The 26,961-nt window shown below is 31.2% G+C and carries 23 protein-coding genes and 1 pseudogene; 13 read left to right on the plus strand and 11 right to left on the minus strand.

The window, feature by feature from the left end:
• The first annotated feature begins 1 nt into the window (after position 1).
• Positions 2–1,960 (plus strand): transglutaminase family protein, encoded by a 1,959-nt coding sequence (locus tag J3359_RS13795; RefSeq protein ID WP_208077424.1) that lies wholly within the window; start codon positions 2–4, stop codon positions 1,958–1,960.
• A 14-nt stretch (positions 1,961–1,974) separates the two neighbouring features.
• Here J3359_RS13795 and J3359_RS13800 read toward each other — a convergent pair whose 3' ends face one another.
• Both J3359_RS13800 and J3359_RS13805 read right to left on the minus strand, forming a co-directional pair.
• Positions 1,975–2,601, minus strand: a complete 627-nt coding sequence (locus J3359_RS13800) for a CPBP family intramembrane glutamic endopeptidase (RefSeq protein WP_208077426.1) — start codon at positions 2,599–2,601, stop codon at positions 1,975–1,977.
• Between the two features lies 1 nt (position 2,602).
• Complete coding sequence (locus J3359_RS13805; protein ID WP_208077427.1) at positions 2,603–3,061, minus strand: Lrp/AsnC family transcriptional regulator; 459 nt, start codon at positions 3,059–3,061, stop codon at positions 2,603–2,605.
• Positions 3,062–3,221: 160 nt separating this feature from the next.
• On the opposite strand from J3359_RS13805, the gene J3359_RS13810 reads away from it, so the two are divergent.
• A complete protein-coding gene (locus J3359_RS13810; RefSeq protein WP_208077429.1) occupies positions 3,222–4,421 on the plus strand; it encodes an aminotransferase class V-fold PLP-dependent enzyme in 1,200 nt (399 codons plus the stop codon).
• 349 nt (positions 4,422–4,770) lie between these two features.
• A complete protein-coding gene (nhaC, locus tag J3359_RS13815; protein ID WP_208077431.1) occupies positions 4,771–6,240 on the plus strand; it encodes a Na+/H+ antiporter NhaC in 1,470 nt (489 codons plus the stop codon).
• Positions 6,241–6,512: 272 nt separating this feature from the next.
• On the opposite strand, the gene J3359_RS13820 is transcribed toward nhaC, so the two are convergent.
• The 3 genes from J3359_RS13820 to J3359_RS18345 all read right to left on the minus strand — a co-directional run bounded on the left by J3359_RS13820 (position 6,513) and on the right by J3359_RS18345 (position 8,894).
• Complete coding sequence (locus tag J3359_RS13820; protein WP_208077433.1) at positions 6,513–6,758, minus strand: hypothetical protein; 246 nt, start codon at positions 6,756–6,758, stop codon at positions 6,513–6,515.
• 164 nt (positions 6,759–6,922) lie between these two features.
• Positions 6,923–8,743 carry a putative porin gene (locus J3359_RS13825; protein ID WP_243765922.1) on the minus strand — a complete coding sequence of 607 codons (1,821 nt, stop codon included), beginning with the start codon at positions 8,741–8,743 and terminating at the stop codon, positions 6,923–6,925.
• The gene (locus J3359_RS18345; protein WP_243765923.1) at positions 8,688–8,894 is read right to left on the minus strand and encodes a hypothetical protein; all 207 of its coding nucleotides are present in this window, start codon (positions 8,892–8,894) and stop codon (positions 8,688–8,690) included. Before J3359_RS18345 ends, J3359_RS13825 begins: the two co-directional genes overlap by 56 nt.
• 126 nt (positions 8,895–9,020) lie before the next feature.
• Between J3359_RS18345 and rnhB the strand changes: the two genes are divergently transcribed.
• Positions 9,021–9,620, plus strand: a complete 600-nt coding sequence (rnhB, locus tag J3359_RS13830; RefSeq protein WP_208077435.1) for a ribonuclease HII — start codon at positions 9,021–9,023, stop codon at positions 9,618–9,620.
• 394 nt (positions 9,621–10,014) lie between these two features.
• Complete coding sequence (locus J3359_RS13835; RefSeq protein WP_208077437.1) at positions 10,015–11,067, plus strand: nucleoid-associated protein; 1,053 nt, start codon at positions 10,015–10,017, stop codon at positions 11,065–11,067.
• Between the two features lie 44 nt (positions 11,068–11,111).
• Here J3359_RS13835 and lipB read toward each other — a convergent pair whose 3' ends face one another.
• Positions 11,112–11,810: a lipoyl(octanoyl) transferase LipB gene (gene lipB, locus J3359_RS13840; protein ID WP_208077439.1), complete on the minus strand. Its 699-nt coding sequence runs from the start codon at positions 11,808–11,810 to the stop codon at positions 11,112–11,114.
• A 73-nt stretch (positions 11,811–11,883) separates the two neighbouring features.
• Between lipB and J3359_RS13845 the strand changes: the two genes are divergently transcribed.
• Entirely contained in the window at positions 11,884–15,177 is a 3,294-nt protein-coding gene (locus J3359_RS13845; protein ID WP_208077441.1) for a reprolysin-like metallopeptidase, read from the plus strand.
• A gap of 80 nt (positions 15,178–15,257) precedes the next feature.
• Here the strand turns inward: J3359_RS13845 and pruA are convergent, their stop codons facing one another.
• The gene (gene pruA / locus J3359_RS13850) at positions 15,258–16,883 is read right to left on the minus strand and encodes an L-glutamate gamma-semialdehyde dehydrogenase (RefSeq protein WP_208077443.1); all 1,626 of its coding nucleotides are present in this window, start codon (positions 16,881–16,883) and stop codon (positions 15,258–15,260) included.
• 105 nt (positions 16,884–16,988) lie between these two features.
• Here pruA and J3359_RS13855 point away from each other — a divergent pair, with 105 nt between their 5' ends.
• Positions 16,989–17,672, plus strand: a complete 684-nt coding sequence (locus J3359_RS13855; RefSeq protein WP_208077444.1) for an NRDE family protein — start codon at positions 16,989–16,991, stop codon at positions 17,670–17,672.
• Positions 17,673–17,675: 3 nt separating this feature from the next.
• Here J3359_RS13855 and J3359_RS13860 read toward each other — a convergent pair whose 3' ends face one another.
• From J3359_RS13860 to J3359_RS13870, 4 genes and pseudogenes are all read right to left on the minus strand, one after another.
• Positions 17,676–18,497, minus strand: a complete 822-nt coding sequence (locus J3359_RS13860) for a hypothetical protein (RefSeq protein WP_243765924.1) — start codon at positions 18,495–18,497, stop codon at positions 17,676–17,678.
• 18 nt (positions 18,498–18,515) lie between these two features.
• Positions 18,516–18,842 (minus strand): annotated as a pseudogene (locus J3359_RS18550) (DUF3667 domain-containing protein); the annotation flags it as partial.
• Positions 18,809–19,195, minus strand: a complete 387-nt coding sequence (gene apaG, locus J3359_RS13865) for a Co2+/Mg2+ efflux facilitator ApaG/CorD (RefSeq protein WP_208077446.1) — start codon at positions 19,193–19,195, stop codon at positions 18,809–18,811. The gene apaG and the pseudogene J3359_RS18550, both read right to left, overlap by 34 nt.
• Positions 19,196–19,290: 95 nt before the next feature.
• Positions 19,291–20,508, minus strand: coding sequence for a type IX secretion system plug protein (locus tag J3359_RS13870; RefSeq protein WP_208080488.1), 1,218 nt, complete (start codon positions 20,506–20,508; stop codon positions 19,291–19,293).
• Positions 20,509–20,714: 206 nt separating this feature from the next.
• On the opposite strand from J3359_RS13870, the gene J3359_RS13875 reads away from it, so the two are divergent.
• The 6 genes from J3359_RS13875 to nqrF all read left to right on the plus strand — a co-directional run bounded on the left by J3359_RS13875 (position 20,715) and on the right by nqrF (position 26,861).
• The gene (locus tag J3359_RS13875) at positions 20,715–22,064 is read left to right on the plus strand and encodes a Na(+)-translocating NADH-quinone reductase subunit A (protein WP_208077447.1); all 1,350 of its coding nucleotides are present in this window, start codon (positions 20,715–20,717) and stop codon (positions 22,062–22,064) included.
• 4 nt (positions 22,065–22,068) lie between these two features.
• Positions 22,069–23,283 (plus strand): NADH:ubiquinone reductase (Na(+)-transporting) subunit B, encoded by a 1,215-nt coding sequence (locus J3359_RS13880; RefSeq protein ID WP_208077449.1) that lies wholly within the window; start codon positions 22,069–22,071, stop codon positions 23,281–23,283.
• A gap of 2 nt (positions 23,284–23,285) precedes the next feature.
• The gene (locus tag J3359_RS13885) at positions 23,286–24,080 is read left to right on the plus strand and encodes a Na(+)-translocating NADH-quinone reductase subunit C (protein ID WP_208077451.1); all 795 of its coding nucleotides are present in this window, start codon (positions 23,286–23,288) and stop codon (positions 24,078–24,080) included.
• Between the two features lies 1 nt (position 24,081).
• Positions 24,082–24,726, plus strand: a complete 645-nt coding sequence (locus J3359_RS13890; RefSeq protein WP_208077453.1) for an NADH:ubiquinone reductase (Na(+)-transporting) subunit D — start codon at positions 24,082–24,084, stop codon at positions 24,724–24,726.
• A gap of 97 nt (positions 24,727–24,823) precedes the next feature.
• Positions 24,824–25,549 (plus strand): NADH:ubiquinone reductase (Na(+)-transporting) subunit E, encoded by a 726-nt coding sequence (gene nqrE / locus J3359_RS13895; RefSeq protein WP_208077455.1) that lies wholly within the window; start codon positions 24,824–24,826, stop codon positions 25,547–25,549.
• Between the two features lies 1 nt (position 25,550).
• Positions 25,551–26,861, plus strand: a complete 1,311-nt coding sequence (gene nqrF, locus J3359_RS13900; protein ID WP_208077457.1) for an NADH:ubiquinone reductase (Na(+)-transporting) subunit F — start codon at positions 25,551–25,553, stop codon at positions 26,859–26,861.
• The last annotated feature ends 100 nt before the right edge of the window (positions 26,862–26,961 follow it).

The raw sequence follows: 26,961 nt of genomic DNA on the forward strand, positions 1-26,961 counted from the left end.
GATGAAAAAACTACTTTTAACTGTACTTTTAATTAGTCAGTTTTCGCTAATTGCCCAAAATTATAAATTTGGAAAAGTAAGTAAAGAAGAATTACAAGAAAAATTTTATCCACTAGATTCTACTGCAGATGCAGCTTACTTATACAGGAAAAGGAGAACTTACTATAATTTTGTTAGAAATAGTGGCTTTCAACTAGTAACAGAATACCACGATAGAATTAAAATTTATACCAAAGAAGGTTTTAACATGGCCACAAAAGCCATTTCTTATTATAGTCCAGAATCTGGAACTTCAGAAAGAGTATCTTCCATAAAAGGATATACTTTTAACCTCAAAGAAGGTAAAATTATAAAAGCAAAATTATCAAAAAAAAATATTTTTAAAGAAAGGTTGAATAAGTTTAGAGATATAAAAAAAATTACAATGCCTAATATAACAGAAGGTTCTGTAATTGAGTTAAGGTATATGTTAGTTTCTCCATACATACAAAATATAGAAGATTTAGATTTCCAGACAGGTATTCCAATTAAAAAAATAGAGTATCAAATAGAAGTGCCAGAATATTTTATTTTTAATAAATTATCTAAAGGATATTATAGTGTTAAAATGAAATCTGATACAAAAAATGGTATAATTGGGAAATCAAATTATAAAATAGAAGTTTTTAAATTTGAAGATAAAAACATACCTGCTTTAAAAGACAATGAACCTTTTGTTGGTAATATAAATAATTATAGAGGAGGAATGAAGTTTGAGCTAACACAAACAAATTTTTTAAGTATCGGTGGACGTATTAAAACATATTCTAACTCTTGGGAAAGCGTAAGTAAACAAATATACAGAACCAGTAGCTTTGGAAATGAGTTAGATAAATCTAGTTATTATAAAGACGATTTAGAAACTATTTTAGAAACAAACAAAACAGAGTCAGAAAAAATAACTGCTATTTTTGAGTTTGTAAAAAATAAAGTAAAATGGAATAACTATTATGGAATCTACTCAGACAATGGAGTTAGAAAAGCCTATAAAGAAAGAGTTGGTAACGTTGCAGATATCAATTTAATGCTAACGTCTATGTTACGATCGGCAAACTTAAACGCAGACCCAGTTTTGGTAAGTACTAGAGCAAATGGAATTCCTTTTTTTCCTACAATAGATGGTTTTAATTATGTAGTTTCTATGGTAGAATTGTCTTCTGGAGGTTATATTTTATTAGATGCAACAGAACCTTATAGTTCACCAAATATTTTACCCAAAAGAGCTTTAAATTGGAATGGTAGAAGAATTTCTAAAGATGGTATTTCTTCGTGGGTAAAGTTAATGCCTTCTCAACCAGCAACACAAGAAAATACTGTTATGGTAAACATTTCTGAAGATATGATGGTAAATGGACTCATAAGAACAAAATTTTACAAATTAGATGCTTTAAGTTACAGAAGAAATAACAATCATTTAGAAGAAGAAGATGTAATTACTTCAATGGAAGAGAGTCACAATATCGAAATTGAAGACTTTAAGGTAGTTAATGAAAATTTTATTGGTAAGTCTATTGTAAGAAACGTTAAATTTAGTAGTGAAGATTTAATAGAAAGTATCAATGGTAAAATTTATATAGAACCATTATTGTTTTTATCGCAACATAAAAATCCGTTTAAATTAGAAGAGCGAAAATTTCCAGTAGACTTTACAACACCTCGAGTTTTTAAAAATACGGTATCTATAAAAATTCCTGAAGGCTATAAAGTAGAAACTTTACCAGAAAGCTTAGCCATTGGTTTACCAGAGAACTTAGGTGTTTTTAGGTTTCAAACTACAGAAAAATTTGGTAAAATTACTACCATTTGTATTTTACAATTTAATAGTGCAATTATTGCTCCACAATATTATGCAGCTTTAAAACAATTTTATTCTCAATTGGTAAAAAAAGAGTCAGAAAAAATTGTGTTTGTTAAAATTTAATTTTTTTATTTATTCTAAGAAGGAAAACCTAACATGCTACCCATGCCAACCGTAAACAACCAACAACCATAAATGGCGTGTTCAATAGAAACTAAAGAGGTAGATTTCGTTTTTTTGTAAGTAATCGCAAATAAAAGTCCACCAATAAAAGCGATAATTATTACAATTGTATTCCTAAAAAATAAATGTGCTAAAGAGAATAAAATGGCATTTATAAAAAGAAATAGTGTTTCATCTTTAAATAGGCTTTTATAACGTTTAAAAAAGAAAGTTCTAAATAAAATTTCTTGTGGATAGACAGAAAAGACAGCGTAAATAAGCAGAAATATTAGCCATTTAATAGGTTTGTTTAAAACGATTGCAAAAAGATTTGCTGCGTCTGTAAGCCAAACAAAAACAGTTGTAAGAATAACAATTACAAGAAATTTTAAAAGTGTTGTTCTCCAAAAGTTTTTCCAATTGATATTCTTTTTTATTTTAAATTGAATTTTTTCTACCTTTAAAACAACATAAAGAATATATCCAAAACCCAAAACACCAATCATCAATTTTATAATTGGCGAATATTCAAAGCAAAAACTAATTGGAATTAATATAAAAATGATAAAAAGTTCGGTAAGTTTATAGTTGGTCGTTTGCATTTTAACTAAGATTTATAGCAGTTGTATTCTTCACTTTTTCGATGGTAAAAATACTGTGTGTACTTCCAATATATCTTATGGCAGTTAATTTAGTAACCATAAAATCCCGGTATTCGTCCATATCTTTTGCATAAATTTTTAGAATATAATCGTAATCTCCACTTACGTGAAAACATTCCGAAACTTCTTCGAGTTTTAAAATTTCACGCTCAAAAGTAGTTACATATTCTTTAGAATGTTGCACCAATTTAATATGACAAAAAACCAAAAAAGACTTTTCAATTTTGTTTTTGTTAATAATTGCCACGTACTTTTCAATCACCTTTTCTTTTTCCAGCTTTTTAATCCGTTCATAAACAGCAGTTACAGATAAATTTAACTGTAAAGAAAGCTGTTTTGTGGTTTGTTTACTGTCTTCTTGCAATAAATTAATCAACTTTTTATCAATTTTATCTAACATATAAATTAAAAATTTTCTAAAAATAGGTTATAACTGAATATCTTTTAGTTTTAAAAACTATTTAATAAGTCAAAAATAGAAATAAAAACTATAATTACTGTTTTATATTGATTAATAATCTATTTACTTTTAATTTTGATTCAAATTAAAAACAAATAGTATGAAATTCAATCCCGCAGATAAAATTCAAGATTTACAATATTTTGGCGAATTCGGAGGCGTAAACCCATCCATTTCAGATTCATCAACCTATACCTTCTTATCCGCAAAAACAATGTTCGATACCTTTGAAGGAAATGCAGATGGTTGTTACTTATATTCTCGTCATTCAACACCTTCTAACCTATATTTAGGAGAAGCATTAGCAGCAATGGAAGGTACAGAAACCGCCAATGTTACTGCCTCTGGAATGGGTGCAATTACACCGGTTTTAATGCAATTATGTGGAGCAGGAGACCATATTGTTTCTAGCAGAACAATTTATGGAGGAACCTATGCTTTCTTAAAGAATTTTATACCAAAATTTCATGTAGCAACTACTTTTGTAGATATTACAAAATTAGCTATTGTAGAGGCTGCAATTACAAAAAATACGAAAGTTTTGTATTGCGAAGCCGTTAGCAATCCACTATTAGAAGTTGCAGATATTGCAGGGTTATCAGCTTTAGCGAAAAAATACAATTTAAAATTGGTAGTAGATAATACGTTTTCTCCATTATCAATTTCTCCTGCAAAACTAGGAGCCGATATCGTTTGCCACAGTTTAACCAAATTTATAAATGGCTCTTCAGATACAGTTGGTGGCGTGGTTTGCGGTTCGCAAGAATTAATCAACGATTTACGAAATGTAAACGATGGCGCTTGTATGTTGTTGGGTGCTACAATGGATAGTTTGCGAGCAGCATCCATACTCAAAAACATGAGAACTTTGCATATTCGAATGAAGCAGCACAGTTTTAACGCTACTTTTTTAGCAGAAAAGTTCGAAAAAGATGGACTAAAAACGGTCTATCCAGGTTTGGTATCTCATCCCTCGCATAATTTATTCAAAAAAATGATGAATCCAGAATACGGTTTTGGAGGAATGTTAACCATCGATGTTGGTTCTTTAGACAAAGCCAACGAATTAATGGAGTTAATGCAACACAAAAATTTGGGTTATTTAGCCGTAAGTTTAGGTTTCTATAAAACCTTGTTTTCTGCACCAGGAAGTTCTACATCGTCAGAAATTCCAGAAGAAGAGCAAAAAGAAATGGGGCTTTCAGACGGTTTAATTCGTTTTTCAATTGGTTTAGATAACGATATTGAGCGAACTTACAAGATGATGAAATCTTGCATGAAAGAAGTTGGCATTTTGTAAAATTATTAGGGCGTTCCCAAGCAAAAAAGCTTGGTCAGGCTTTCGCACTCGCTTTTTTTGAGAAAAACAAAAAAGAGCTCAAACAATTGCTCAATCCTTAACGCATATTGCAAGTCCTAAAAGGAAGTAATTTAAAAGTACAACTAGATTTCTAGACCTCACAGGCTTAAAACTGTGAGATTTATTTTTTTCAGAGATAAAAACACGCTAATTATATTTAAAAACTACAAAAAATAAAAATTCGTGAATTCTTAGCATTTCAAGAAAAATTACATCAAAAAGCGATTTTCCAATTCAATTTGCATAATTTCTTCTAAAATCGTAACATTACAGGACAAAAACTTATAAAATGCCAGACGAAAAAAATCTCTCAGAAATAAATATTGAAAATCAGAAAATTATAGACAATAAGGAGTTAAATTTGTTTGAATCCTTAATTCCTGTTATAATATTAATGTGTTTATTGGCATATAATATCTTTTTTGTAGAAGGGCAAGAGTGGTTTGGAGGATATACAAATCAGTATATTTTATTAATGGGAGGTTTGGTTGCAGTAGCAGTTGGCTTTTTTAATAAAGTTTCTTTTTCGAGCATGATTGCAGAAGTTTGGGAAAACTGGAAAAGTGTTTTTATACCCATTATAATTTTATTTTTAGTTGGAGCATTAGCAGGAACTTGGTTAGTTAGCGGAATTATTCCAGCAATGGTTTATTATGGATTGCAAGTTTTAAGTCCCGAAATATTTTTACCAGCATCTGTAATAATTGCAGCAATAATTTCTATTGCAACAGGAAGTTCTTGGACAACTTCTGCTACAGTTGGCATTGCTTTGGTAGGCATTGGAAGTGCTCTAGGAATCGATCCTGGAATGATTGCAGGAGCCGTAATTTCTGGAGCCTATTTTGGCGACAAAATGTCTCCACTTTCCGATACAACAAATTTAGCACCAGCAATGGCTGGTACAGATTTATTTACACATATACAATATATGGCAATTACAACAGTGCCAACTATTATAGTTACGTTAACTGTTTTTGCAATTATTAGTGGAAATATAGATACAACAGGAAGTGCAGATATTACTAATTTATTGGCTTCCATAGATAATACATTTTATATTTCGCCTTGGTTATTTTTAGTGCCAGGAATTGTAATTGCCATGATTTTACTAAAAACAAAACCATTATTAGCTTTGGGGATAGGAGTTGTTTTTGCGGCGGTTTTTGCATTTATTTTTCAAGGAGATGTATTGGCAAATTTATCTGACTCTAAATTTTCTTCGATAATTAATTCCGTTTTAACAGACACAAATATTGAAACGGATAATGAAAAATTATCAGAATTATTTTCTTCTGGAGGAATGAGTGGAATGATTTGGACGATTCTATTAATAATTTGTGCCATGGTTTTTGGCGGAATTATGGATGCTATTGGAGCCTTGGCAAAAATTACAAAGAGTTTATTGTCTGTTGCAAGTTCCGTTTTTGGTCTTTTTGCAAGTACAGTTGTAAGTTGTTTAGGTTTAAATGCAATTGCATCCGACCAATACTTAGCAATTGTAATTCCTGGTAAAATGTTTAAAAAAGCGTATGAAGATAAAGGGTTGGCTCCAGAAAATTTAAGTAGAACTTTAGAAGACTCAGGAACAGTAACTTCGGTTTTAATTCCTTGGAATACTTGTGGTGCTTACCAAAGTAGCGTTTTAGGCGTTTCTGTAGCAGATTATTTTGTGTATGCTATTTTTAATTATTTAAGTCCGTTTATGACGTTGCTTTTTGCGGCTTTAAATATTAAGATTAGGCAGTTGGTAAAGAAGTAGATTTTACACGTTGTTTCTTGGAGATACAAAGAGTAAAACACAGAACTTCGCAGAGCTTTTTTGTTTATTTTCTGTGTTTTATTACTGAATCTTTTAAAAGTATTTAAAAGAGATTCAAAAACGTTATTTCAATAGTAAAAATATTTTAAAAAATGTTGGCTTTAGCCAAACTGTTTTCAAAATGAATATTTCGGCTAAATCCCATTTATATTGTTTATAATATTCATATTTCAGCTATTTTATTACGAAACATCATTCAATCATAAACAATTTTACTTTTTTATTTTAGAAGAAAAAAGATTCAAAATAACTGAAATCAGCAATAAAACCCAAGGAGTTCCATGCAGTAAAACATCAAACCAATCTGCGAATTTCATTCCATTTTCTGGAGAAAAAGCGTTTCCTCCTAAAATCCATTGAACTTTACCCCAAATATGTGGCGGATTAAAAGGAGCTAAACCCAATGTTAAACTTGCTAAAAGAAAAAGTTTCCAATTATTTTTAAGTTGATTTTTCATTGCTTTTTAAGTTTTTTTTCATTCAGTTTGTCTCGCTGTAAGCGTTACGTACGATTGAGAAAATACTGTTTACAGAAAGATTCCTACGAATTAAACAAGTTTACTAAATATATATCCTCAAACTAGCTAAAAGTCCTTCCCTTTGGGAAGGATTTAGGATGGGATTAAATAAACCAATTCCAAACCAATCCAAAACGGATTACAAAATCTCTGTAAGGATAATTTGGTGCAGAAAAATAGTTCTTTTTAGAAAAACTCGAAGTTGCATTGTCAATCTTTAAATACAAACGAGTTCTTCGAACTTGTGCGTTAAAGAAAACATCGAAAGTAGGGAAGCCTATTTGCTCTTCATTCTGTATTCTAAATTCCGATAATAAAGGGTCATAGGCATTAACATTATACTTTGTAAAATATTTAAAAGTAATACCAATATTTACCAACATTGGCTTCCCTTTAAACCAATAATCTGTATAATAAAGTGTGTTTCTCGTAACAAATTCAGGTACTCTAAATACGGAACTTCCACTACTAACATTTTGGTACATTAAAGTATTGTCTAAAGCAAATTTCCCCAATTTAAACTCCCTGTTAGCTTTTACTTTCAAGTAAGTAATTTGCCCTGAGAATTGTTGTGCTTTACTATTTTTATTAAAAAAGGTATAATTGTCTATGTTTGTAAAGTTTAAAGATGCATTTAGCCATTTAGAAGCAAAGTCGAAACCTAAATCTCTAGTGTTTACATTGCTAAAATCATCATTTTGCCAATTGTAATTGTCATATTCGCTTTGGTGTAAAAGTGTGTTAAAATTTGGCGATTTAGAGCTAATTAATAAAGTTCCTTTCACACTAAAAAGACTGTCTTTTGCATAGACAGCTTCACCTTTTAAATAATTACCAGAAAGTCTTCCAGAACCTGGAGTTATAGAAGCATCTGCATTCAATTGAAAGTTTTTAATTTTAGCATTCCAATCTGCCCCAAAAGAGATTGCTTTTCCCTCTAATTTTAATTTATTGATATTACTTTTACTGTTTAAAATCGTATCGTAACTATAAGAATAATACGTAATATTTGTTTTTGCTTTAAATTTTCCTAAAACGTATTTAGAATTAAACTCTAAATTCAATTCGTTATTGGTAACCTTATTAGTAACCTCCGAATTTCTTGGTAGAGAAGAATTCTGTGTTCCAAAAAAGCCAGGTGTAAGTTTTGTTTGAATAAAATCGTAGGTTTTATTTTCACTATTAAAGATATGTCCAATTTTTAAATTGCTAAAATCTTTATTATTAATAGTGTCTTTGCTGGCGAGTAATTTATAGCTATGCTCTATATACACTCTATTCCCATCAAACTTAGTTTCAGTTTCGTTTAAATTAACATCTAATCGTGCCCTGTTATCGAAATTAGGATCTTCATTTTTAAAATTTCCCAACGATTCTTCAGTTAAACCACCACTTTCTTGATGGAAAAAATCTTGCGTAGTTAAATGCCCTCGAATTTGGTATTGATTTTTCTTTGTGCTATAATGAAAAGTTCCTCTAAAATTTCCATTGCTTACCAAAGCTCGTCTGTAAGCTCCTAAAGAGCGAAGGCCTTTGTAGGAAAGAGAAACATTTAGTCGTTTAGAAAAGTTTAATGTATATAAAGCATCTAAAACTTGCCCTTGTTCCAAGCCAGTTCTGTATAAAATCTCTGTAGTTGCTGTAGGAACTTCGTAATATTTAATATCTTCAACCTCTAAATAACTTACTTGTTTTGCGGTAAAACCAATATCTGGAAGCCTATTAATAGAGCTAAAACTATAGCTTAAATTATTTAGAGTTTGTCCTTGGTTATGAAAGGGTAAAAACTCGAAAAGATCTTTTCTTAAAAAATTAAACTTATATTCTTTTTTTATATTTAAAGTGGTGTCTATATAGGTAGTATCTCCTTTATGAGAAAAAAACTTTATAATCTGTATATTTTGTTTTTCCAGAAAGAGTAACATTTATTTTTCCGGTGTTTAAAGAGTCTCTAATTGTAAAAGGATCATTTTCGTTTTGCCCAACACCTAAATCTCTCCCAAAATCTCTTTGAGAAAAAAGGGAGCTAACAGATAACAGAATAGATATAAAAAAGAAAAACGTTTGTTTATTCATAGATAAAATGTGCAACAACAAATGTAAAATAATAAAACGAAAATAATAGTCAATAATTACTTCGAAAATTGTTAATTATTTTGGGTTGTTAATTCTAAAAAGAGAAAGATTTCTTTTCTTTGTAAAATGTTAAAATTAAATTACAGTGGTTTTCTATTAGAAGCAGGTACAGACGAGGCTGGTAGAGGTTGTTTGTCTGGGCCAGTGGTTGCAGCAGCAGTAATTTTACCTGAAAATTTTTCACATCCTTTTTTAAATGATTCCAAACAATTATCAGAAAAAAAGAGAGACGAAGTAAGGCTTTTTATCGAAGAAAGTGCCCTTGCTTTTGCAGTTTCTTTCGTTTGGCAACAAGAAGTGGACAAAATTAATGTATTGCAAGCTTCCATTACAGGAATGCATCGTTCTATAGAAGCTTTAAGAATTGTGCCAGAATTTATTATTGTAGATGGTAATAAGTTTCGTAATTATAAAGATATTCCACACGAAACCATTGTAAAAGGCGATGCAAAATACCTAAGTATTGCAGCTGCTTCTGTGTTGGCGAAAACGTACAGAGACGAATATATGGCGAAAATTCATAAAGAATTTCCAATGTATAATTGGGCAAGAAATAAAGGTTATCCAGCCAAAGAACACAGAAATGCAATTCGCGAATTTGGAGCTACAGATTATCATAGAAAGACCTTTAAGCTGTTGCCAGAACAATTAAAGTTGAAAATATAATTGTTTTATTTGAATCCGTTTACAGCTTTCTTTACTTGCTTTTTTAGTTTTGTTCTCGATACAAATTTTGCTGAAAAAGCAAATTCACTCGAACTGACCACTAAAAAAGAGTTCAAATAGAGCATTCTGCCGAAATTTTGGTTGGGCTAAACTTGTCTGCTAGTTTTTAGAAAAAATAAGAAAATACTGTCAGAGCTTATCCGTTAAATCTGTGTCTTTTTAATTTACAAAATAAAGAATACAATAAAAAAACTCCGTGTAACTTTGTGCATTTTCTGTGAATCTCTGAGTAACAACCCACAAAATTTGCATTAAAAAATATTTCAATAGAATACCAATTTATATCTAAATTCTATCCAAACTTTTTCTATTTTTACGCTCTCAATTTTATAAGATGATTAAAAAGACACGCGCAGAAATTACCAAATGTATTCTTCATAAAGTAGCAAATAAGTTTAATAGTGGACAGAATGTTTTTTCGGAAGATTTAATACGTTTCGACCAAGAAAGTTACGATTTAATGAAGAATTTTTTACTAAAACCATTTGGCAGTTTAACACAAAGCTATCGTTTTACGCATCATGCAGACGTTCGTTTAAACGAGCTGAACAATTACGCATCAGAAGTATTTAAAGAGGAAGCAACTTTTGTAGAATACTCTAAAAATATTGTGAATCATTTATTCGAGCAATCAAATTCGGCACAAATAAAAACTGGAGATGTAATTGTTGTTTTTATAGAAGGAATTGAATATAAAGATGTGTTAACAGAAGCTGTTGGTATTTTTAAAATTGAGAATAAAGTAGATTTCTTTCAGACGTATTTAGATGATAATGAGAGTTTCGATGTGGTGGTTCAAAAAGGAATTTCAACAAAAAGAATCGATAAAGGATGTTTAATTTTAAACACATCAGATGTAGAAGGAACTGTAGTTTTTTCTGTAGATAATAACAATTACGATGCCCAATATTGGATTAAGAATTTTCTAAGTGTAAAATTGGCAGATGATTATAATTCACATACACAGAGTTATTTAGAAATGTGTAAAGAATTTTCGGAAGAAGTAATTAAGCCAGAGTTGGGCATGCAGCAACAAGGAAATTTCTTGGCAAACACAGTAGATTATTTTAAAGAGCATGAAGCTGTAGATTATCACGATTTTAAAGACGAAGTTTTCGAAGACGAAAAGCACAAAGAACAATTCGACGAATATAAAAAGCATTTCGAAAACTTAAACGATGTGTTAATTCGCAACAATTTCGATGTTTCTGGAGTGGTTTTAAAGAAAGAAAAAAGCAAACTTAAAACAGAAATAAAACTCGATACAAACATCAATATTAAATTAGATGTAGATGCACCAGAAGCCGCTTCAGAATATTTAGAAAGAGGTTATGACGAGGAAAAGAAAATGAAGTATTATAAAGTGTATTTTAACGAAGAGAAGTAGGGTTGTTAGTTGTTAGTTGTTAGTTGTGTTTTTATTTCCACAAACTAAATAAACTTCTCTACCTCAAAAAGATGCTTAAAATGCTTTAAAATCTTTTTTTTCACTTCCTCTAAATCTAACTTTTTGCCCAATTCAGCTTCCATAGAAGCCACTGCTTTTCCACGAATTCCACAAGGAATAATATTGTCGAAATAACCTAAATTGGTATTTACATTTAGTGCAAAACCATGCATAGTTACCCAGCGTGAAGAACGAATGCCCATTGCACAAATTTTACGAGCAAATGGTGTTCCAACATCTAACCAAACCCCAGTTTCGCCATCACTTCGTTCGCCTTTTAAACCATATTCTGCAATGGTTAGAATAATGGTTTCTTCTAAAAGACGCAAGTATTTATGAATATCTGTAAAAAAATTTTCAAGATCTAAAATAGGATACCCAACCACTTGTCCTGGACCATGATAGGTAATATCGCCACCTCTGTTAATTTTATAAAAAGTAGCTCCTTTTTCTTCAAGTTGTTTTTCATTTAATAATAAATTACTTAAATCGCCACTTTTTCCTAAAGTGTACACATGAGGATGTTCTACAAAAAGAAAGTGATTTTCTGTAGTTTGAGAGCTGTTATTTCTTCGATTATTAATTTTAACATCTACAATTTCTTGAAGCAGTTTTGTTTGATAATCCCAAGTTTCCTTGTAATCTCTTCTATTTAGGTCTTTTAAAAGTATGTTTCTATTCATAATTGCGACTACAAAGATAAATAATTGATTATATTTGATGTCACATAAGTAACAGAATAACTAAAATTACTTCATGAAAAAAATCACTTTTATACTCCTATTTTGTTTTTCTTCCATCACATTTTTGGGACAAGAAAAACAATGGTCAAAAATATCTGACAATGTAGAAGAAATTTCTGAGAAAGATTTAATGGTTAGAAATGATATGCCTAAAGAATATCAGCTTTACTCCTTAAAAACACAGAGTTTTAATAAGAAAATGAGAACTGTAAAAAGTTCCATAAAAGAAACCATAGAAATTCCAACAAGAAACGGATTAAAGAAGTTTTACATAGAAGAAACTTCGAATTTTAATAAAGAATTGGCAACAAAATATAATAATATTGTTTCCTATTCTGGAGTTCAAGTAGACGATTCATCTATAAAAGTGAAATTCTCTAAAGGATTAGATGGATTTCATTTTTCTGTTTACGAGCCAGGGAAAAATACTTTTTATGTAGATTCTTACACAAGAGACAATAAAAAGTTAATTGCTTATGATAGAAAAGATTTAACGCAAGAAGCTAAAGATTTTACCTGTCAAGTAAAAGGATTTAATAAAGAAGCACCTTCTTTTCAATCTAAAAATGCAAACGATGGTTTACTAAGAACTTATAGATTGGCACTGGCTTGTACAGGAGAATATGCACAGTTTCATATAAATCGTTTGAGAATTGCTTCAACAGCATCAGACCAAGTAAAGAAAGCAGCAGTTTTATCTGCTATGAATACAACTATTACAAGAGTTAATGGCGTTTTCGAAAGAGATTTATCTGTAAGAATGGAAATTGTAGCAAACAACGATATTATTATATTTTTAGACCCAGCTACAGATAATTTAACAAATGATAGTGCAGATGATTTAATAGAAGAGAGTCAAGCAATTTGCGACAGTAAAATAGGAAATGATAATTACGATATTGGACATACTTTTAGTACTTCTGCAGGAGGTTTTGCAGGAGGTGGTGTTATTTGTGTAACAGGCAGGAAAGCCTCTGGTGTTACAGGAACAGAACAACCATTTGGCGACCAATTCGATATCGATTATGTAGCACATGAGTTTGGGCATCAATTTGGAGCTCACCACACGTTTAATGGAACAAGTTCTAATTGCTCTGGAAATAATAGAAACAATTTAACTGCTGTAGAACCAGGAAGTGGTTCTACAATTATGGGATATGCAGGAATTTGTGCTCCACAAAATATCCAAAACGATAGCGACGATCATTTTCATGCAGTAAGTATCGACGAAATGTGGAATATTATTACCACTACTGGAAATTGTGCAGCACAAACACCAACAGGAAATACAGCTCCAACCGCAAATGCTGGTCTCGATTACTCCATCCCAAAATCTACACCATTTATTTTAAAAGGAACTGGAGCAGATGTAGATCCAGGAACAATATTAACTTATAGTTGGGAACAAATAGATAATGAAGTAGGTGTTGCAATTCCACCCTCTCCTACAAGTACAGGAGGTGCTGTTTTTAGATCTTTGCCAATTTCTTTTTCGCCAAACAGATATATGCCAGCTTTACCAACAGTGCTTTCTGGAAGTACACAATCTACTTGGGAAGTAGTTCCTTCTGTAGCTAGAGAATTAAATTTTTCTTTGGTTGTAAGAGATAATAATGCTGGTGGAGGAAGCAGTGCAAGAGACAATATGAAAGTTACAGTAACAGATGCAGATGCATTTACAGTTTCTGCACCAAATTCTGCTGTTGTTTGGGATACAGGATCTACACAAACTATAACTTGGAATAAAGGAACTACAGATGTAGCACCCATTAATTGTGCAAATGTAAATATTAAATTATCTACGGATGGAGGTTTTACATACCCAATTACTTTAAAAAGTAACACACCAAATGATGGTTCTGAAGAAGTAATAATTCCTAATAACGCAACAACATCTGCAAGAATTATGGTAGAAGCTGTAGATAATATTTTTTACAATGTAAACGCATCTAATTTTACAATTAATTCTACTGTGCCTACTTTTCTATTTACAAATGAAAGTGGTACTCAGTTTGTTTGTAATTCAGGTGGAAATACTGCAGTTTATACCTTAGATTTAGATTTTGTAAACGGTTTTTCGGAAAATGTAACATTTACAACCACAGGACAACCTTCTGGAACAAATATTTCTTTTAATCCAACCTCCATAAATGCTGATGGAAAAGTAATGATGACAGTCTCTAACTTGGATGGAAAAACGGCCCAATCTTATACTATAAATGTGGTGGCTTCTTCAAACACAGTTACACAAAATTTAGATACTCAATTAGTACTTACAAAAGCAGGTTTTAATGCGTTAACTTTGGTATCTCCTTCTAATGGAGCTACAAATGTGCCAGTTTCTCAGGAATTCAGTTGGAATGTAGATAAAAATGCAGTTACTTACGATATTGAAATTGCAACAGACAATGGTTTTTCGAATATTATAGCGAGTTCAAATACAGCAAAAAGTACCTTTAGACCTAATAATTTGACTTCAAACACCACTTATTATTGGAGGGTAAAACCTAAAAATAGTTGTGACGAAGGTGCTTTTTCAAATGTGTTTAGTTTTAGTACAGAATTGTGTTCAGTTTGTGCTTCTGTAGCAAGTACAACTTATAAGACAAGTACAACCTTGGTTAAATTTAATACCATAAATAATGAGACTCTTATAAAAACTTCTGGTTATAGTGATTTTACTGAAATAAGTACAAATTTAGAAGTTAATACTTCTTACGATTTAACAGTAAACACAAACACAGCAAACGATTCTGAAGGAACTTATACAACCCAAACTTTAGTTTGGATAGATTGGAACCAAAATTGCGATTTTACAGATCCAGGAGAGCAATACGATTTAGGAACCACAACCTCAAGCAAAAATGGAACAACATCATTAAGTCCATTGTCAATTACTGTGCCATCGAACGCAAATTTAGGAAGCACTATTATGAGGGTTTCTACAAAATATGCAGATGATGGAAACCCAAGTTCCTGTGAAATGGGAGCAGATGGAGAAGTGGAAGATTATACGATTGTTGTAGATAGTGTTGCTTCGATTCCTAATAATGTTTTCGAAGAATTTAATTTATATCCAAATCCGTCTACAGGTGTTGTTAATTTAAAGTTCAATCTCGAAGATTCTAATCAAGTTTCTCTGCAGTTATTTGATGTGAGAGGGAGGTTGGTAGATCAGAAAAAATTCAACAATATAAAGAATAGATTTTCTAAAGAAATTTCTTTTAAAAATGCTTCTAAAGGATTGTATTTATTAAAGATTACAAATGGCTCTAAGTACACCACCAAAAAATTGATACTTAAATAATTTTGATGACAAAAAGTAACAAAAAACCTCAACTATAATTTTTAGTTGAGGTTTTTTTATGTTTTAATATATCTGTTTTCTTACCCTAGAAAAGGATATTTGTAATCTTGAGGAGATACAAATGTTTCTTTTATCAATCTAACAGAAGTCCAACGTAACAAGTTTTGTGCAGAACCAGCTTTGTCATTTGTTCCAGAAGCTCTTGCTCCACCAAATGGTTGTTGCCCAACAACTGCTCCTGTTGGTTTGTCGTTAATGTAAAAATTTCCAGCGGCATTTTCTAATACTTTAGAAGCTTTTTCAACAATATACCTATCTGTAGAAAAAATGGCACCTGTTAAAGCGTATTCTGTAGATTCGTCTACTAATTTTAAAGAAGCTTCCCAGTTTGCATCTTCATAAATATAAATCGTAATTACTGGGCCGAATAATTCGGTTGTCATTGTTGCATATTTTGGTGTTTTTGCCAAAATTACAGTTGGTTCAATAAAGTACCCAACAGATTTATCGTGGTTTCCACCTAAAATAATTTCTGCATCTTTATCCGCTTTTGCGGCATCTATATATTTTGCAATTTTATCGAAAGAACCTTCATGAATTACTGCATTTACAAAGTTCGAAGTGTCTTCTGGAGATCCCATTTTTAATTCGTTTACTTGTGCAGTTAAATGTTTTTTAACAGCATTCCAAATAGAAGCAGGAATGTATGCACGTGAAGCTGCAGAACATTTTTGCCCTTGATATTCAAAAGCACCTCTTGTTATTGCAGTTGCAACTTGTAAAGGGTTCGAAGAATTATGTGCCCAAATAAAATCTTTTCCACCAGTTTCTCCAACAATTCTTGGGTATGTTTTATAGGTGTGAATGTTATTTCCTATTTGTTTCCATAAATTTTTAAAAACAGTTGTAGAGCCTGTAAAATGTAAACCAGAGAAATCTGGAGATGCTAAAACAGTATCAGAAATCATAACAGGATCTCCGTAAACTACATTTATAACACCATCTGGCAAACCAGCTTCCTTAAATAAATCTACAATTACTTGTGCAGAATATGCTTGGTGGTCAGAGGGTTTCCAAATCACAACATTACCCATTAAAGCGGCTGCTGCAGGTAAATTTGCTGCAATAGAAGTAAAATTAAAAGGAGAAATTGCATATACAAAACCTTCTAAAGGTCTATACTCAACTCTGTTCCAAATTCCTGGTGCAGATGCTGGCTGGTCTTTAAAAATATCTGTCATATACTCTACATTGAAACGGAAAAAGTCAATCATTTCGCAAGCAGCATCAATTTCTGCTTGGTAAACATTTTTAGATTGCGCTATCATTGTAGAAGCATTCATTTTAGCTCTGTAAGGTCCTGCTAATAATTCTGCAGCTTTTAAAAAGATAGAGGCTCTTTCCATCCAACTTACGCTAGACCAAGCTTCTCTTGCAGCTAAAGCTGTAGAAATTGCAGTATCTACATGCGATTTTTCTGCAACATGGTATTGCCCAACAATATGTTTATGGTCATGAGGAGGTGTAATGTTTTTGGTATTTCCTGTTCTTACTTCTTCTCCATTAATATGCATTGGCACATCAACATTACTTTTGTACATTTCTTTATAAGTTGCTAACAACTCTTCTCTTTCAGGAGAACCAGGAGCGTATCCTTTTACTGGTTCGTTAACTGCTTTTGGAACATTAAAAAATCCTCTTGCCATTTTGTCTATTTTTAAATTTTAATCTACTAATTTTGAAGTTACAAAGTTACAATTTTAATCAAACGATTTTGTTCCTTTTGCAATGATTTTTTTAAGCTATTATAAATGTGTACAGTTACCTATTTACCTCTTGAGAATAATAATTTTATTTTAACATCTAATAGAGACGAAACTCCATTAAGAAAAACAATTCCACCTAAAAAATATGTTGAAAATGGGGTGGAAATAACGTATCCTAAAGATGCTTTAGCAGGAGGAACATGGATTGGGTTCAGTGAAAAAAAACGCCTAGTTTGTTTGCTAAATGGTGGTTTTACAATTCATAAAAGAAAAATTTCTTATAAAATGAGTCGTGGAATTATCGTAAAAAATATTCTTACAAATGAGAATGCTCTTGAGTATATTAAAAATTTCGATTTTACAGATATAGAGCCTTTTACCTTAGTTTTTGTAGATTGGAACCAAACTTTAGAAACGTATGAATTGGTTTGGGATGGAGAGGAAAAACATTTTCGAAAATTACCACAAGAACCTAAAATTTGGTCTTCTTCTACTTTATATACTGAAGAAATGAAACAATTAAGAAAAGAGTGGTTTGCCGAATTTTTAAAAAATAATACTGAATTTAAGCAACAAGAAATTATAGCATTTCATAATAATGAAGAATTAGGAACAGTTGAGACTTCACCAAAAATAAAACGAGAATTTGTGGAAACTGTAAGTATTACTTCAGTTATAAAAAACGCTTCAGAAATTGAGATGAGTTATATAGATTTTCTTGAAAAATAAAAGTTAATACATTGCAAAAGAAAGAAGAAAAACAATTACGATACCAATAATTGCTATTATGGAATAGTTTAAATTCAGTAATAAAAATTTTATAAAGGTTTTAAAATACCCCTGTTGGTAAAATTTCTTCATCGCAATAAATAAGTACACTAAAAAGAGAATTGTAAATACCCATAATGCTGGACTTGCACCAAATATTTCTAATAAGAAATAAATTGAAAAAAGCATAAAAAATACAGTTTGAACATGAAATACAAATATTAAATGATCTACATAAGTGTATTTTCTTCGAATATAAAACAGTTTTAAAAATAGTGTAAAAAGTGGTAAGAACACAAACAATGCAACAGAACCATAAGACAATAACTGACTTAAAAATTGCTCTCTATTGTCTTTCTTAACAAGAGAATTTGCAGTAGCAGCTCTAGTGTACATAAATCTATTTAAAAAAGTCTTTTCGTAGCCCAAAGAATGTAAGGCAACATCTATGTTGGAGTTTGGGTGTTCTTTATCATAATTTATAAATTTTTCTATTTTAGAATCACCTCCTAAATTTATGTTTATATTTCCTTTTTTGTATTTTGTATTCGCAGAATCTCTTGCCTCTTTTTCTATTTCATTTAGAATTTTTTCTCGCGTTTTTTCAGGAATAGGAATATAAGAGTTTTTAAGTTTTTTGTTTAATTCTTTTTTAATTGAATCTAGGTCTTTTTCAGTTAGTTTTTTATTTGATTTAGAGTTTTCTTTTTTAATGGCTTCTGCAATATCTGCCTTGTTTTCTTTTACAAGAGACTTGTATTTTTCTTTCGTATTAAAAATACCCACAATTAGGAAGAAAATAATAGATACCGTTAAATAAAAGCGAAACGGATTCGAATATCTTTGTCTTTTCCCTTCGATATAATTTCGTGAAACAGAACCTGGGTTAATTAAAAGAGGAATAAACGTATTCCAAAATTTTGCATCAAAATTAAATAACCCGTTAAAAACTTCGTGAATAAAATTCTTGAAAGTAATATTGTTTCCTTTATTAGCTTGTCCACAATCTGGGCAAAACTTCTCCTGTCCATTAAATGGATATCCACAATTTAAACATTCTGGATCTTTAATTTTTACGAGGTTCTTTTTAGATTTTGTTAGTTTGATAAAACAGGTGTTGTTAGTTGAAATGTAGGAATAAAAACTTTAAATTGCTCGTAATTTTCTAGATTAATCATCGTGTAAAACCCTTTCATAGCACCCATGTTAGATTGTAAAAAACAACCAGAAGTGTAAGTATAAACATCATTTGGCTTTAAGATGGGGGTTTGGCCAACAACACCTTCGCCACTTACAATTTCTGTAGGGTTTAAAGAGTCGTATATTTTCCAAAAACGATCTGTAAGTTTAACAGTGTTATTGCTTTTATTCTCAATTGTTATTTCGTATGCAAAAATATAATACAGTTTCGTATTCCGTAAACTAGTACCATTATATTCTATTGCTACAGAAATTTTAATTCCTTTTGTAATTTGTTGAATCATGCATAGTAAATGTAGTTTTTTTGATGAAAACAAGCAAATTAGAAGCTGTAATTTTTACTTTTTAATTTGTGCTAAACATAAAATGAACTAAATAATTAGCGGTTCTGGTTGAAAAATCCAGTACCTACCCCAATAACTCTGTCATACAAACTTCCAAATGGTTTGTAATACACCAGAACATTGTAAACATTTTCAGTTTCGAAAAAAGTACCATTAATTTCGTTGGTGTTTACAAAATTATCTTTTCCTAAAGTGGCAAATGTATAGTTGTAAAAACCTTGTTTTAGTAAAATACTTGCATTGTAAGTTTGGCTTTCTTCATTATAATACATTTTGTTTTCTTCTGAGATTTCAAAATTATTAAAAGCGCCATATACATATACTTCTTTGTCTTTAAAAGGAACTTCTGCTTCTAAGATAAAATGCATTACTGCATAATCTGCTTCGGTTTTTGGATCGTTCGCTTCTAAAGTTCTAATTACAAACTGTCCATTAATATCTGGGTTATAAGTGTATTCTCTAAAAGGGTTGTAGGTAAAAGGATAAATGTATAGGTTAAAAAGATTGTTGTTCGTAATTTTTACAATATTTACACTTCTACTTCTAATTACCTTACTGTCGAAGTTTAAATATTCGTTTCCTCCCCAAAAATTTGTTTTATTTGTATAGGTATATAAAAGCTGGTTAGGTTTAAAAAAAGTAGGTTGTAAATCTGTAATTGTTTCGTTCCAATTATAGTTTTTTATAATCGAAACATTAATTTCTTGACTAGGATTGGTTATACGAATATCTGGATGATTTACCGAAAACTGAACAGTTTGTTGTGTGTTTAAAGTTTTTGTATTTCTGCTTCTGGCAACAGAAACCCCAATAATTGCTGCATTTTCATACAAAACAAATCGTCTTGTAAAAACAACATCATCATAAGAATCTAAAACCGATAAAAGATAATTCCCGCTTTTGGTAATTATGGAGTTTGTATTCGGAATTTGAACAGAATAATGCGTATAATTTTGAACAGTATTGAATGAATTGGTAACATTTATAATGGTGTTTTGGTCGAAACCATCTATATATTGGCTGGAAAGTAACCTGCTTTTTTGCCAATCGTGGGTCATGTGTTCTATTTTATATTGATAGCTTTTACTATCTGCATCTAAATCGTCAAAAGACAATTCTAAAACAGTTCCTAAAGGTACAATTGCAGAAAAATTATTTTCTTGCAAAGGTCTTAGTTGAATGGTTTTAATATTCTGTGCGTTCAGAAATTGAATCGTTATTAGAAAAAAAAGAAAAAGTGTATTTTTAAACATATTTACAAAAATATCAATCATTTCTTAGAATAATCAATTTTTGAGCCAAAAAAAATAGTTCGACAACGTTATCGCAAAAATATTTATTTAGAACAGTTATAAATAAGATTAATTCAGTAAGATTACTTTCAAATTATATCACTCTTAACTCTCAAAATCTTTAAATTTGCATGATTTTTTTAGATAACTAAATATTCCAATTTACTATGTCAAAAGACATTCGTATTAAAAAAGGCTTAGATATTAAGCTTGTTGGCATTGCAGATAAAACTACAACGAATAGTACTCAAAGTAGTATTTATGCAGTTAAGCCAGAAGATTTTCACGGAATAACACCTAAACTTATTGCTAAAGAAGGTACAGAAGTAAAAGCTGGAGAAGCACTTTTTCATTCGAAAAACGACGAGCGTCTTTTATTTCCAAGTCCCGTTTCTGGTAAAGTAATAGAGGTTGTTCGTGGAGCAAGAAGAAAGGTGTTAGCAGTTAAAATTTCTGCAGATGCAACACAAACTTATAAAGATTTTGGAACTAAAAATGCGGGCTCTATGTCCTCAGAAGAAGTGATAAATTATTTATTAGCAGCAGGTTGTTGGCCATTTATAAAACAGCGTCCTTACGATGTGGTTGCAAATCCAAATCAGGCTCCAAAAGCTATTTTTGTATCTGGGTATGCAAGTGCACCTCTAGCTGCAGACTTAGATTATACTTTGGCTGGTAAAGAAACACAATTGCAAGCAGCAATCGATGCAATTTCTAAATTAACAGAAGGTAAAGTACATGTTTCTGTTGGCGCAAATTCTAGTTCTCCTTTATCAGGTTTACAAGGAGTAGAATTGCATAAGGTTTCAGGCCCACATCCTTCAGGAAATGTAGGAACTCAAATTGCAAAAATAGACCCTATTAATAAAGGTGAAGTTGTTTGGGTAGTTACACCACAAGATTTAGTAGTTATTGGAGAGTTATTATTAACTGGAAAATTAAACTTAACAAGAACTGTGGCTTTAACAGGTTCTCAATTTAAAAACCCACAATATGTAACTGCAATTGCAGGGGCAACTGTTGCAGATTTTACACAAGGGAATTTACAAAACGATAATACAAGAATTATTAGCGGAAACGTACTTTCTGGAAAGCAAGTAAAAGAAGACGAATTCTTAGGTTATTACGACAATCAAATAACAGCAATTCCAGAAGGAGACGATTATGAATTTTTTGGTTGGAACAAACCAATTTTCAATAAAATCTCTGCCTCAAGAGCTTTAACTTTTTCTTGGTTAACACCAAATAAAAAGTACGATTTAAATACAAATACAAATGGAGAGCACAGAGCATTTGTGGTTACAGGTGCTTACGAACAAGTGTTTCCTTTAGATATTTATCCAATGCAACTGTTAAAAGCATTTATGTATAAAGATTTAGATGAAATGGAAGCTTTAGGTGGTTACGAAGTAGCACCAGAAGACTTTGCGCTTACAGAATTTATCTGTGTATCTAAACAGCCTCATCAGAAGATAATTCGTGAAGGTTTAGATTTAATGAGAGAAGAATTAGGATAAGGTTATGAGCTTAAAACAAAACTTACACAATTTAAAAGAGAAATATAAAGGAACGAAAATGGCACCTGCGTTTAACGCAATCCATACTTTTTTATATTTACCGAACGAAGTTACTCACAAAGGAGAAACTCACATTAAAGCAGCAGACGATTTAAAGCGTACAATGAATATTGTAATTATGGCTTTAATTCCTTGTTTGATTTTTGGAATGTTTAATGCAGGTTACCAACATTATGCAGCTATAGAAAGAGCACAAGGAATTACTTCAGAGTTTTCTTTATTGGGGTCTTTTTTAACTTGGGATAACCTTTGGATAGGAATTATAAAAGTTTTACCATTAGTAATTGTTTCTTATGGAGTAGGTCTTTTAGTAGAATTTATTTTCGCAGTTATAAAAGGGCACGAAGTAGAAGAAGGGTATTTAGTAACAGGAATGTTAGTTCCATTAATTGTACCTGTAGATACACCTTTATGGATGTTAGCAGTTGCAGTAGTTTTTGGGGTGGTAATTGGTAAAGAGGTATTTGGAGGAACAGGAATGAATATCTTAAACCCTGCTCTAACCATTAGAGCATTTTTATTCTTTGCCTATCCAACTTGGATGTCTGGAGATAAAGTATGGGTGTATGATGCAGTAGAAAGAACAGGAACTGCAGATGCAATTTCTGGAGAAACAATTCTGGGAAGTTACGCACAAGGGCACGAAGTTGTTTATTCTATGTGGGACAAATTTATGGGATTCATCCCAGGTTCTGTAGGAGAAACATCAACATTATTAATATTATTAGGAGCCGCTTTTTTAATTTTCACAAAAATTGGAAGTTGGAGAATTATTCTTTCAACTTTTATTGGAGCAGCAGTAATGGGCTTAATTTTCAATCAAGTGGTTGCAGCAGATATTATTACAGAATCCAGTAAATTTTATGGATTAATGAGTACTGTTTGGTGGGAACATTTAATAATTGGTGGTTTGGCATTTGGTGCAGTTTATATGGCAACAGATCCTGTAACAGCATCACAAACAAATAAAGGAAAATGGATTTATGGTTTCTTAATTGGTTTCTTATCAATTATGATTCGTGTATTTAACCCAGCATATCCAGAAGGAGTATTCTTAGCAATTTTATTAATGAATGTATTTGCACCAACCATAGACCACTATGTTGTGCAAGGAAACATTAAGAAAAGAAGAAAACGTTTAAAAGCTAAAACAGCTTAATTATGAGTAATAAAACAGATAGTAATAGTTATACAATTATTTTTGCCATTATAATGGTGGTAATAGTAGGTTCGTTATTAGCATTTACAGCATCGTCATTAAAACCTACAATTAAGGAAAATGAGCGAATGGAAAAGCAACAAAATATTTTGTACGCTATGGGTGTTAATGAAAATGAAGAAGGAAGCATTACCTTTATTTCTACAGATAAAGTAGCAGATGTTTTTGCAGAAAAAATTACAGAACAAATTGTAATAGAGGTTAAAGATGGTAAAATTATTAAAGAAATGAATCGCGAAGAATTCATGGCAGCCAATAATAAAAAAGAACCTTATTTAATAGATATTAAAAAACAACAAACTAGAGCAAAAAACGGAAAATCGAGATTCTTACCTTTATTTAAAGGAGAACAAGAAGGAAAAACCGTTTATGTAGCACCAATAAGAGGTAAAGGTCTTTGGGATGCCATTTGGGGTTATGTTGCTTTAGATACAGATATGGTTGTAAGAGGAGCATTTTTCGATCATGCAGGAGAAACTCCTGGTTTAGGAGCCAACATAAAACAACGCTACTTTATGGACGATTTTTATGGTGAAAAATTATTAACAGATGCAGGAGTGTTCAAAGGAATTACAGTTGCAAAAGGAAATAACGACCCATTAAATAAAGATAAAGACGACCACGAAGTAGATGCTTTAGCAGGTGCAACAATTACAGGAGATGGTGTTGCTGCAATGATAAAAAAGGATTTAAAGTTGTACTTACCATACTTCCAAAAATTAAAAAATAAAAACTAAGATGGCACTACTTTCAAAAAAAGACACAAAGTTAATCACAGATCCATTAGCAGATAATAACCCAATTACAATTCAGGTATTAGGTATTTGTTCTGCATTAGCAATTACTGCAGAGTTAAAAGCTTCTTTAGTAATGGGTGTTGCAGTATTATTTGTATTAGGGGTTGGTAATGTTGTAATCTCTTTAATGAGAAACATTATTCCTTCTAAAATTAGAATTATTGTACAGCTAATTGTAGTTGCTTCTTTGGTAATTATTGTAGATCAAGTTTTAAAAGCATACGCTTACGAGTTAAGTAAAACGTTGGCAGTATTCGTAGGTTTAATTATTACAAACTGTATTATTATGGGGCGTTTTGAAGCTTTTGCTTTGGCAAACGGACCTTGGAAATCTTTCTTAGACGGAATTGGAAACGCTTTAGGATACGCAGTTATTTTATTAATCGTTGGTTTCTTTAGAGAATTATTAGGTTCTGGAACTTTATTCGGAATTCCAGTTTTAGGAGATCCCATTGAAAAAACAGGATTGTATGCTACTGGTTACGAAAACAACGGATTTATGTTAATGCCTCCAATGGCGTTAATCGTTGTAGGGTTAATTATCTGGGTACAAAGAAGTAGAAACAAAGCATTAATAGAAGATTAACGCATAAGTGTTATCCTGAATTTATTTCAGGATCTATTAGTAAAATTGAAAATATATTAATAAGATGCTGAAACAAGTTCAGCATAAACTAAAAAATATGGAGCACGTAGAATTATTTTTCAAATCAATTTTTATTGATAATATGGTGTTTGCGGTTTTCTTAGGTATGTGTTCATACTTAGCCGTATCTAAAAAAGTAGCAACAGCAGTTGGTTTAGGAGCTGCAGTAATTTTTGTATTGGCAATAACAGTTCCTTTAAACTGGTTGTTAGACCAATATTTATTACAACCAGGTGCATTAGTTTGGTTGGGTGACGAATTTGCAGATTACGATTTAGGATTTCTCTCTTTTATTATGTTTATCGCAACTATTGCAACAATGGTACAATTGGTAGAGATAATTGTAGAGAAATTTTCACCATCATTATATAACTCATTAGGTATTTTCTTACCATTAATTGCAGTAAACTGTGCAATTTTAGGAGGTTCTTTATTTATGCAAGCAAGAGAAATAGAGTCTTTAGGTTTGGCATTTAATTACGGAATTTCTTCTGGAATTGGTTGGTTTTTAGCAATTTTAGCAATTGCTGCAATTCGTGAGAAAATTAGATATTCAAATGTTCCACCAGCATTAAGAGGTTTAGGAATTACTTTTATAATTACTGGTTTAATGGGAATAGGTTTTTTAAGTTTTGGAGGAATGTTAACTGGTGGAGATGAAGAAGGAGAACCTTCTACAGAGCCACAAGTTGTTACTGAAAAGGTGGTAAAAAAAGATTTAGAAAAAGAAGAAATAGCAAAAAATACTAAAACTATAAATTAATATGATTTTAGCAGCAGGAACAACAGGAACTGTAATCGCAACAGTAGTAGCATTTTTAATAATAGCTTTATTATTAATTACATTATTATTAGTTGTAAAACAAAAATTATCGCCATCTGGACCCGTAAAAATTATGATTAATGGAGAAAGAGAAATAGAAGTAGCTTCAGGAGATTCTTTATTATCTACTTTAGGGAATAATAAAATTTTCTTACCATCTGCTTGTGGTGGAGGTGGAACATGTATTCAATGCGAATGCCACGTAACAGAAGGTGGAGGTGAAGCTTTACCAACGGAAATTCCTCATTTTTCAAGAAAAGAATTAAAAGAAGGAGCACGTTTGGCTTGCCAAGTTAAAGTAAAACAAAATATGAATATTTCTATTCCAGAAGAAGTTTTTGGGATTAAGAAATGGGATGCAGTTGTCGTAAGAAATTATAATGTTGCTTCTTTTATTAAGGAATTTGTAGTAGAAATTCCAGAAGATATGGGTTATAAAGCTGGTGGATATATTCAAATTGAAATTCCTCCTTGTGAAGTAAAGTTCGAAGATATGGACATTACTGCACACCCAGAAGAGCACGATACTCCAGATAAATTCGAAGCAGAATGGAACAAGTTTAAACTACGTCCATTAGTAATGAAAAATACAGAAACTGTAGAAAGAGCCTATTCTATGGCTTCTTATCCAGCAGAAGGAAGAGAAATTATGTTAAACGTTCGTATTGCAACACCTCCATTTGATAGAGCAAAAGGTGGTTGGATGGATGTAAATCCAGGAGTTGCCTCTTCGTATATTTTCAACTTAAAAAAAGGAGACAAATGTGTAATTTCTGGTCCTTATGGAGAGTTCTTCATTAACGAATCGGATGCAGAAATGTTATACGTTGGTGGTGGAGCAGGAATGGCGCCAATGCGTTCTCACTTGTATCACTTATTTAGAACTCTTAAAACAGGTAGAAAAGTAACTTATTGGTATGGTGGACGTTCGAAAGCAGAATTGTTTTACATCGACCACTTTAGAGCATTAGAAAAAGATTTTCCAAACTTTAAATTTTTTATTGCATTATCAGACCCTTTAGAATCGGATAATTGGAAAGTTAAAAAAGATATTAATGACGAAAGTGGAGATGGTTTTGTAGGATTTATTCACAATTGTGTAATCGATAATTACTTGAACCATCATGAAGCACCAGAAGACTTAGAATTGTACTTCTGTGGACCTCCATTAATGAACAAAGCAGTACAAAAAATGGGAGAAGATTTTGGTATGCCAGATGAAAACATCCGTTTTGACGACTTTGGAGGATAGAATTAAAATTGTTATTTGTTAGTTCGAGTGAAGTCGAGAACTTACAAAGTAATAAAACTATAAATACTAAAACCGATTCAGAAATGAATCGGTTTTTTTT

Source organism: Polaribacter cellanae, assembly GCF_017569185.1.
In the GTDB taxonomy this organism is placed as follows: domain Bacteria; phylum Bacteroidota; class Bacteroidia; order Flavobacteriales; family Flavobacteriaceae; genus Polaribacter; species Polaribacter cellanae.

Bases quoted from the DNA above. Each gene is read 5' to 3' on its own strand.
- J3359_RS13845 (WP_208077441.1), top strand. From the start codon at position 11,884: ATGAAAAAAATCACTTTTATACTCCTATTTTGTTTTTCTTCCATCACA.
- J3359_RS18345 (WP_243765923.1), bottom strand. From the start codon at position 8,894: ATGAATAAACAAACGTTTTTCTTTTTTATATCTATTCTGTTATCTGTT.
- J3359_RS13835 (WP_208077437.1), top strand. From the start codon at position 10,015: ATGATTAAAAAGACACGCGCAGAAATTACCAAATGTATTCTTCATAAA.
- lipB (WP_208077439.1), bottom strand. From the start codon at position 11,810: ATGAATAGAAACATACTTTTAAAAGACCTAAATAGAAGAGATTACAAG.
- J3359_RS13810 (WP_208077429.1), top strand. From the start codon at position 3,222: ATGAAATTCAATCCCGCAGATAAAATTCAAGATTTACAATATTTTGGC.
- J3359_RS13855 (WP_208077444.1), top strand. From the start codon at position 16,989: ATGTGTACAGTTACCTATTTACCTCTTGAGAATAATAATTTTATTTTA.
- J3359_RS13880 (WP_208077449.1), top strand. From the start codon at position 22,069: ATGAGCTTAAAACAAAACTTACACAATTTAAAAGAGAAATATAAAGGA.
- J3359_RS13805 (WP_208077427.1), bottom strand. From the start codon at position 3,061: ATGTTAGATAAAATTGATAAAAAGTTGATTAATTTATTGCAAGAAGAC.
- J3359_RS13820 (WP_208077433.1), bottom strand. From the start codon at position 6,758: ATGAAAAATCAACTTAAAAATAATTGGAAACTTTTTCTTTTAGCAAGT.
- J3359_RS13870 (WP_208080488.1), bottom strand. From the start codon at position 20,508: ATGTTTAAAAATACACTTTTTCTTTTTTTTCTAATAACGATTCAATTT.
- apaG (WP_208077446.1), bottom strand. From the start codon at position 19,195: ATGATTCAACAAATTACAAAAGGAATTAAAATTTCTGTAGCAATAGAA.
- J3359_RS13885 (WP_208077451.1), top strand. From the start codon at position 23,286: ATGAGTAATAAAACAGATAGTAATAGTTATACAATTATTTTTGCCATT.
- J3359_RS13795 (WP_208077424.1), top strand. From the start codon at position 2: ATGAAAAAACTACTTTTAACTGTACTTTTAATTAGTCAGTTTTCGCTA.
- rnhB (WP_208077435.1), top strand. From the start codon at position 9,021: ATGTTAAAATTAAATTACAGTGGTTTTCTATTAGAAGCAGGTACAGAC.
- J3359_RS13800 (WP_208077426.1), bottom strand. From the start codon at position 2,601: ATGCAAACGACCAACTATAAACTTACCGAACTTTTTATCATTTTTATA.
- nqrF (WP_208077457.1), top strand. From the start codon at position 25,551: ATGATTTTAGCAGCAGGAACAACAGGAACTGTAATCGCAACAGTAGTA.
- J3359_RS13875 (WP_208077447.1), top strand. From the start codon at position 20,715: ATGTCAAAAGACATTCGTATTAAAAAAGGCTTAGATATTAAGCTTGTT.
- nqrE (WP_208077455.1), top strand. From the start codon at position 24,824: ATGGAGCACGTAGAATTATTTTTCAAATCAATTTTTATTGATAATATG.
- pruA (WP_208077443.1), bottom strand. From the start codon at position 16,883: ATGGCAAGAGGATTTTTTAATGTTCCAAAAGCAGTTAACGAACCAGTA.
- J3359_RS13890 (WP_208077453.1), top strand. From the start codon at position 24,082: ATGGCACTACTTTCAAAAAAAGACACAAAGTTAATCACAGATCCATTA.
- J3359_RS13825 (WP_243765922.1), bottom strand. From the start codon at position 8,743: ATGTTACTCTTTCTGGAAAAACAAAATATACAGATTATAAAGTTTTTT.
- nhaC (WP_208077431.1), top strand. From the start codon at position 4,771: ATGCCAGACGAAAAAAATCTCTCAGAAATAAATATTGAAAATCAGAAA.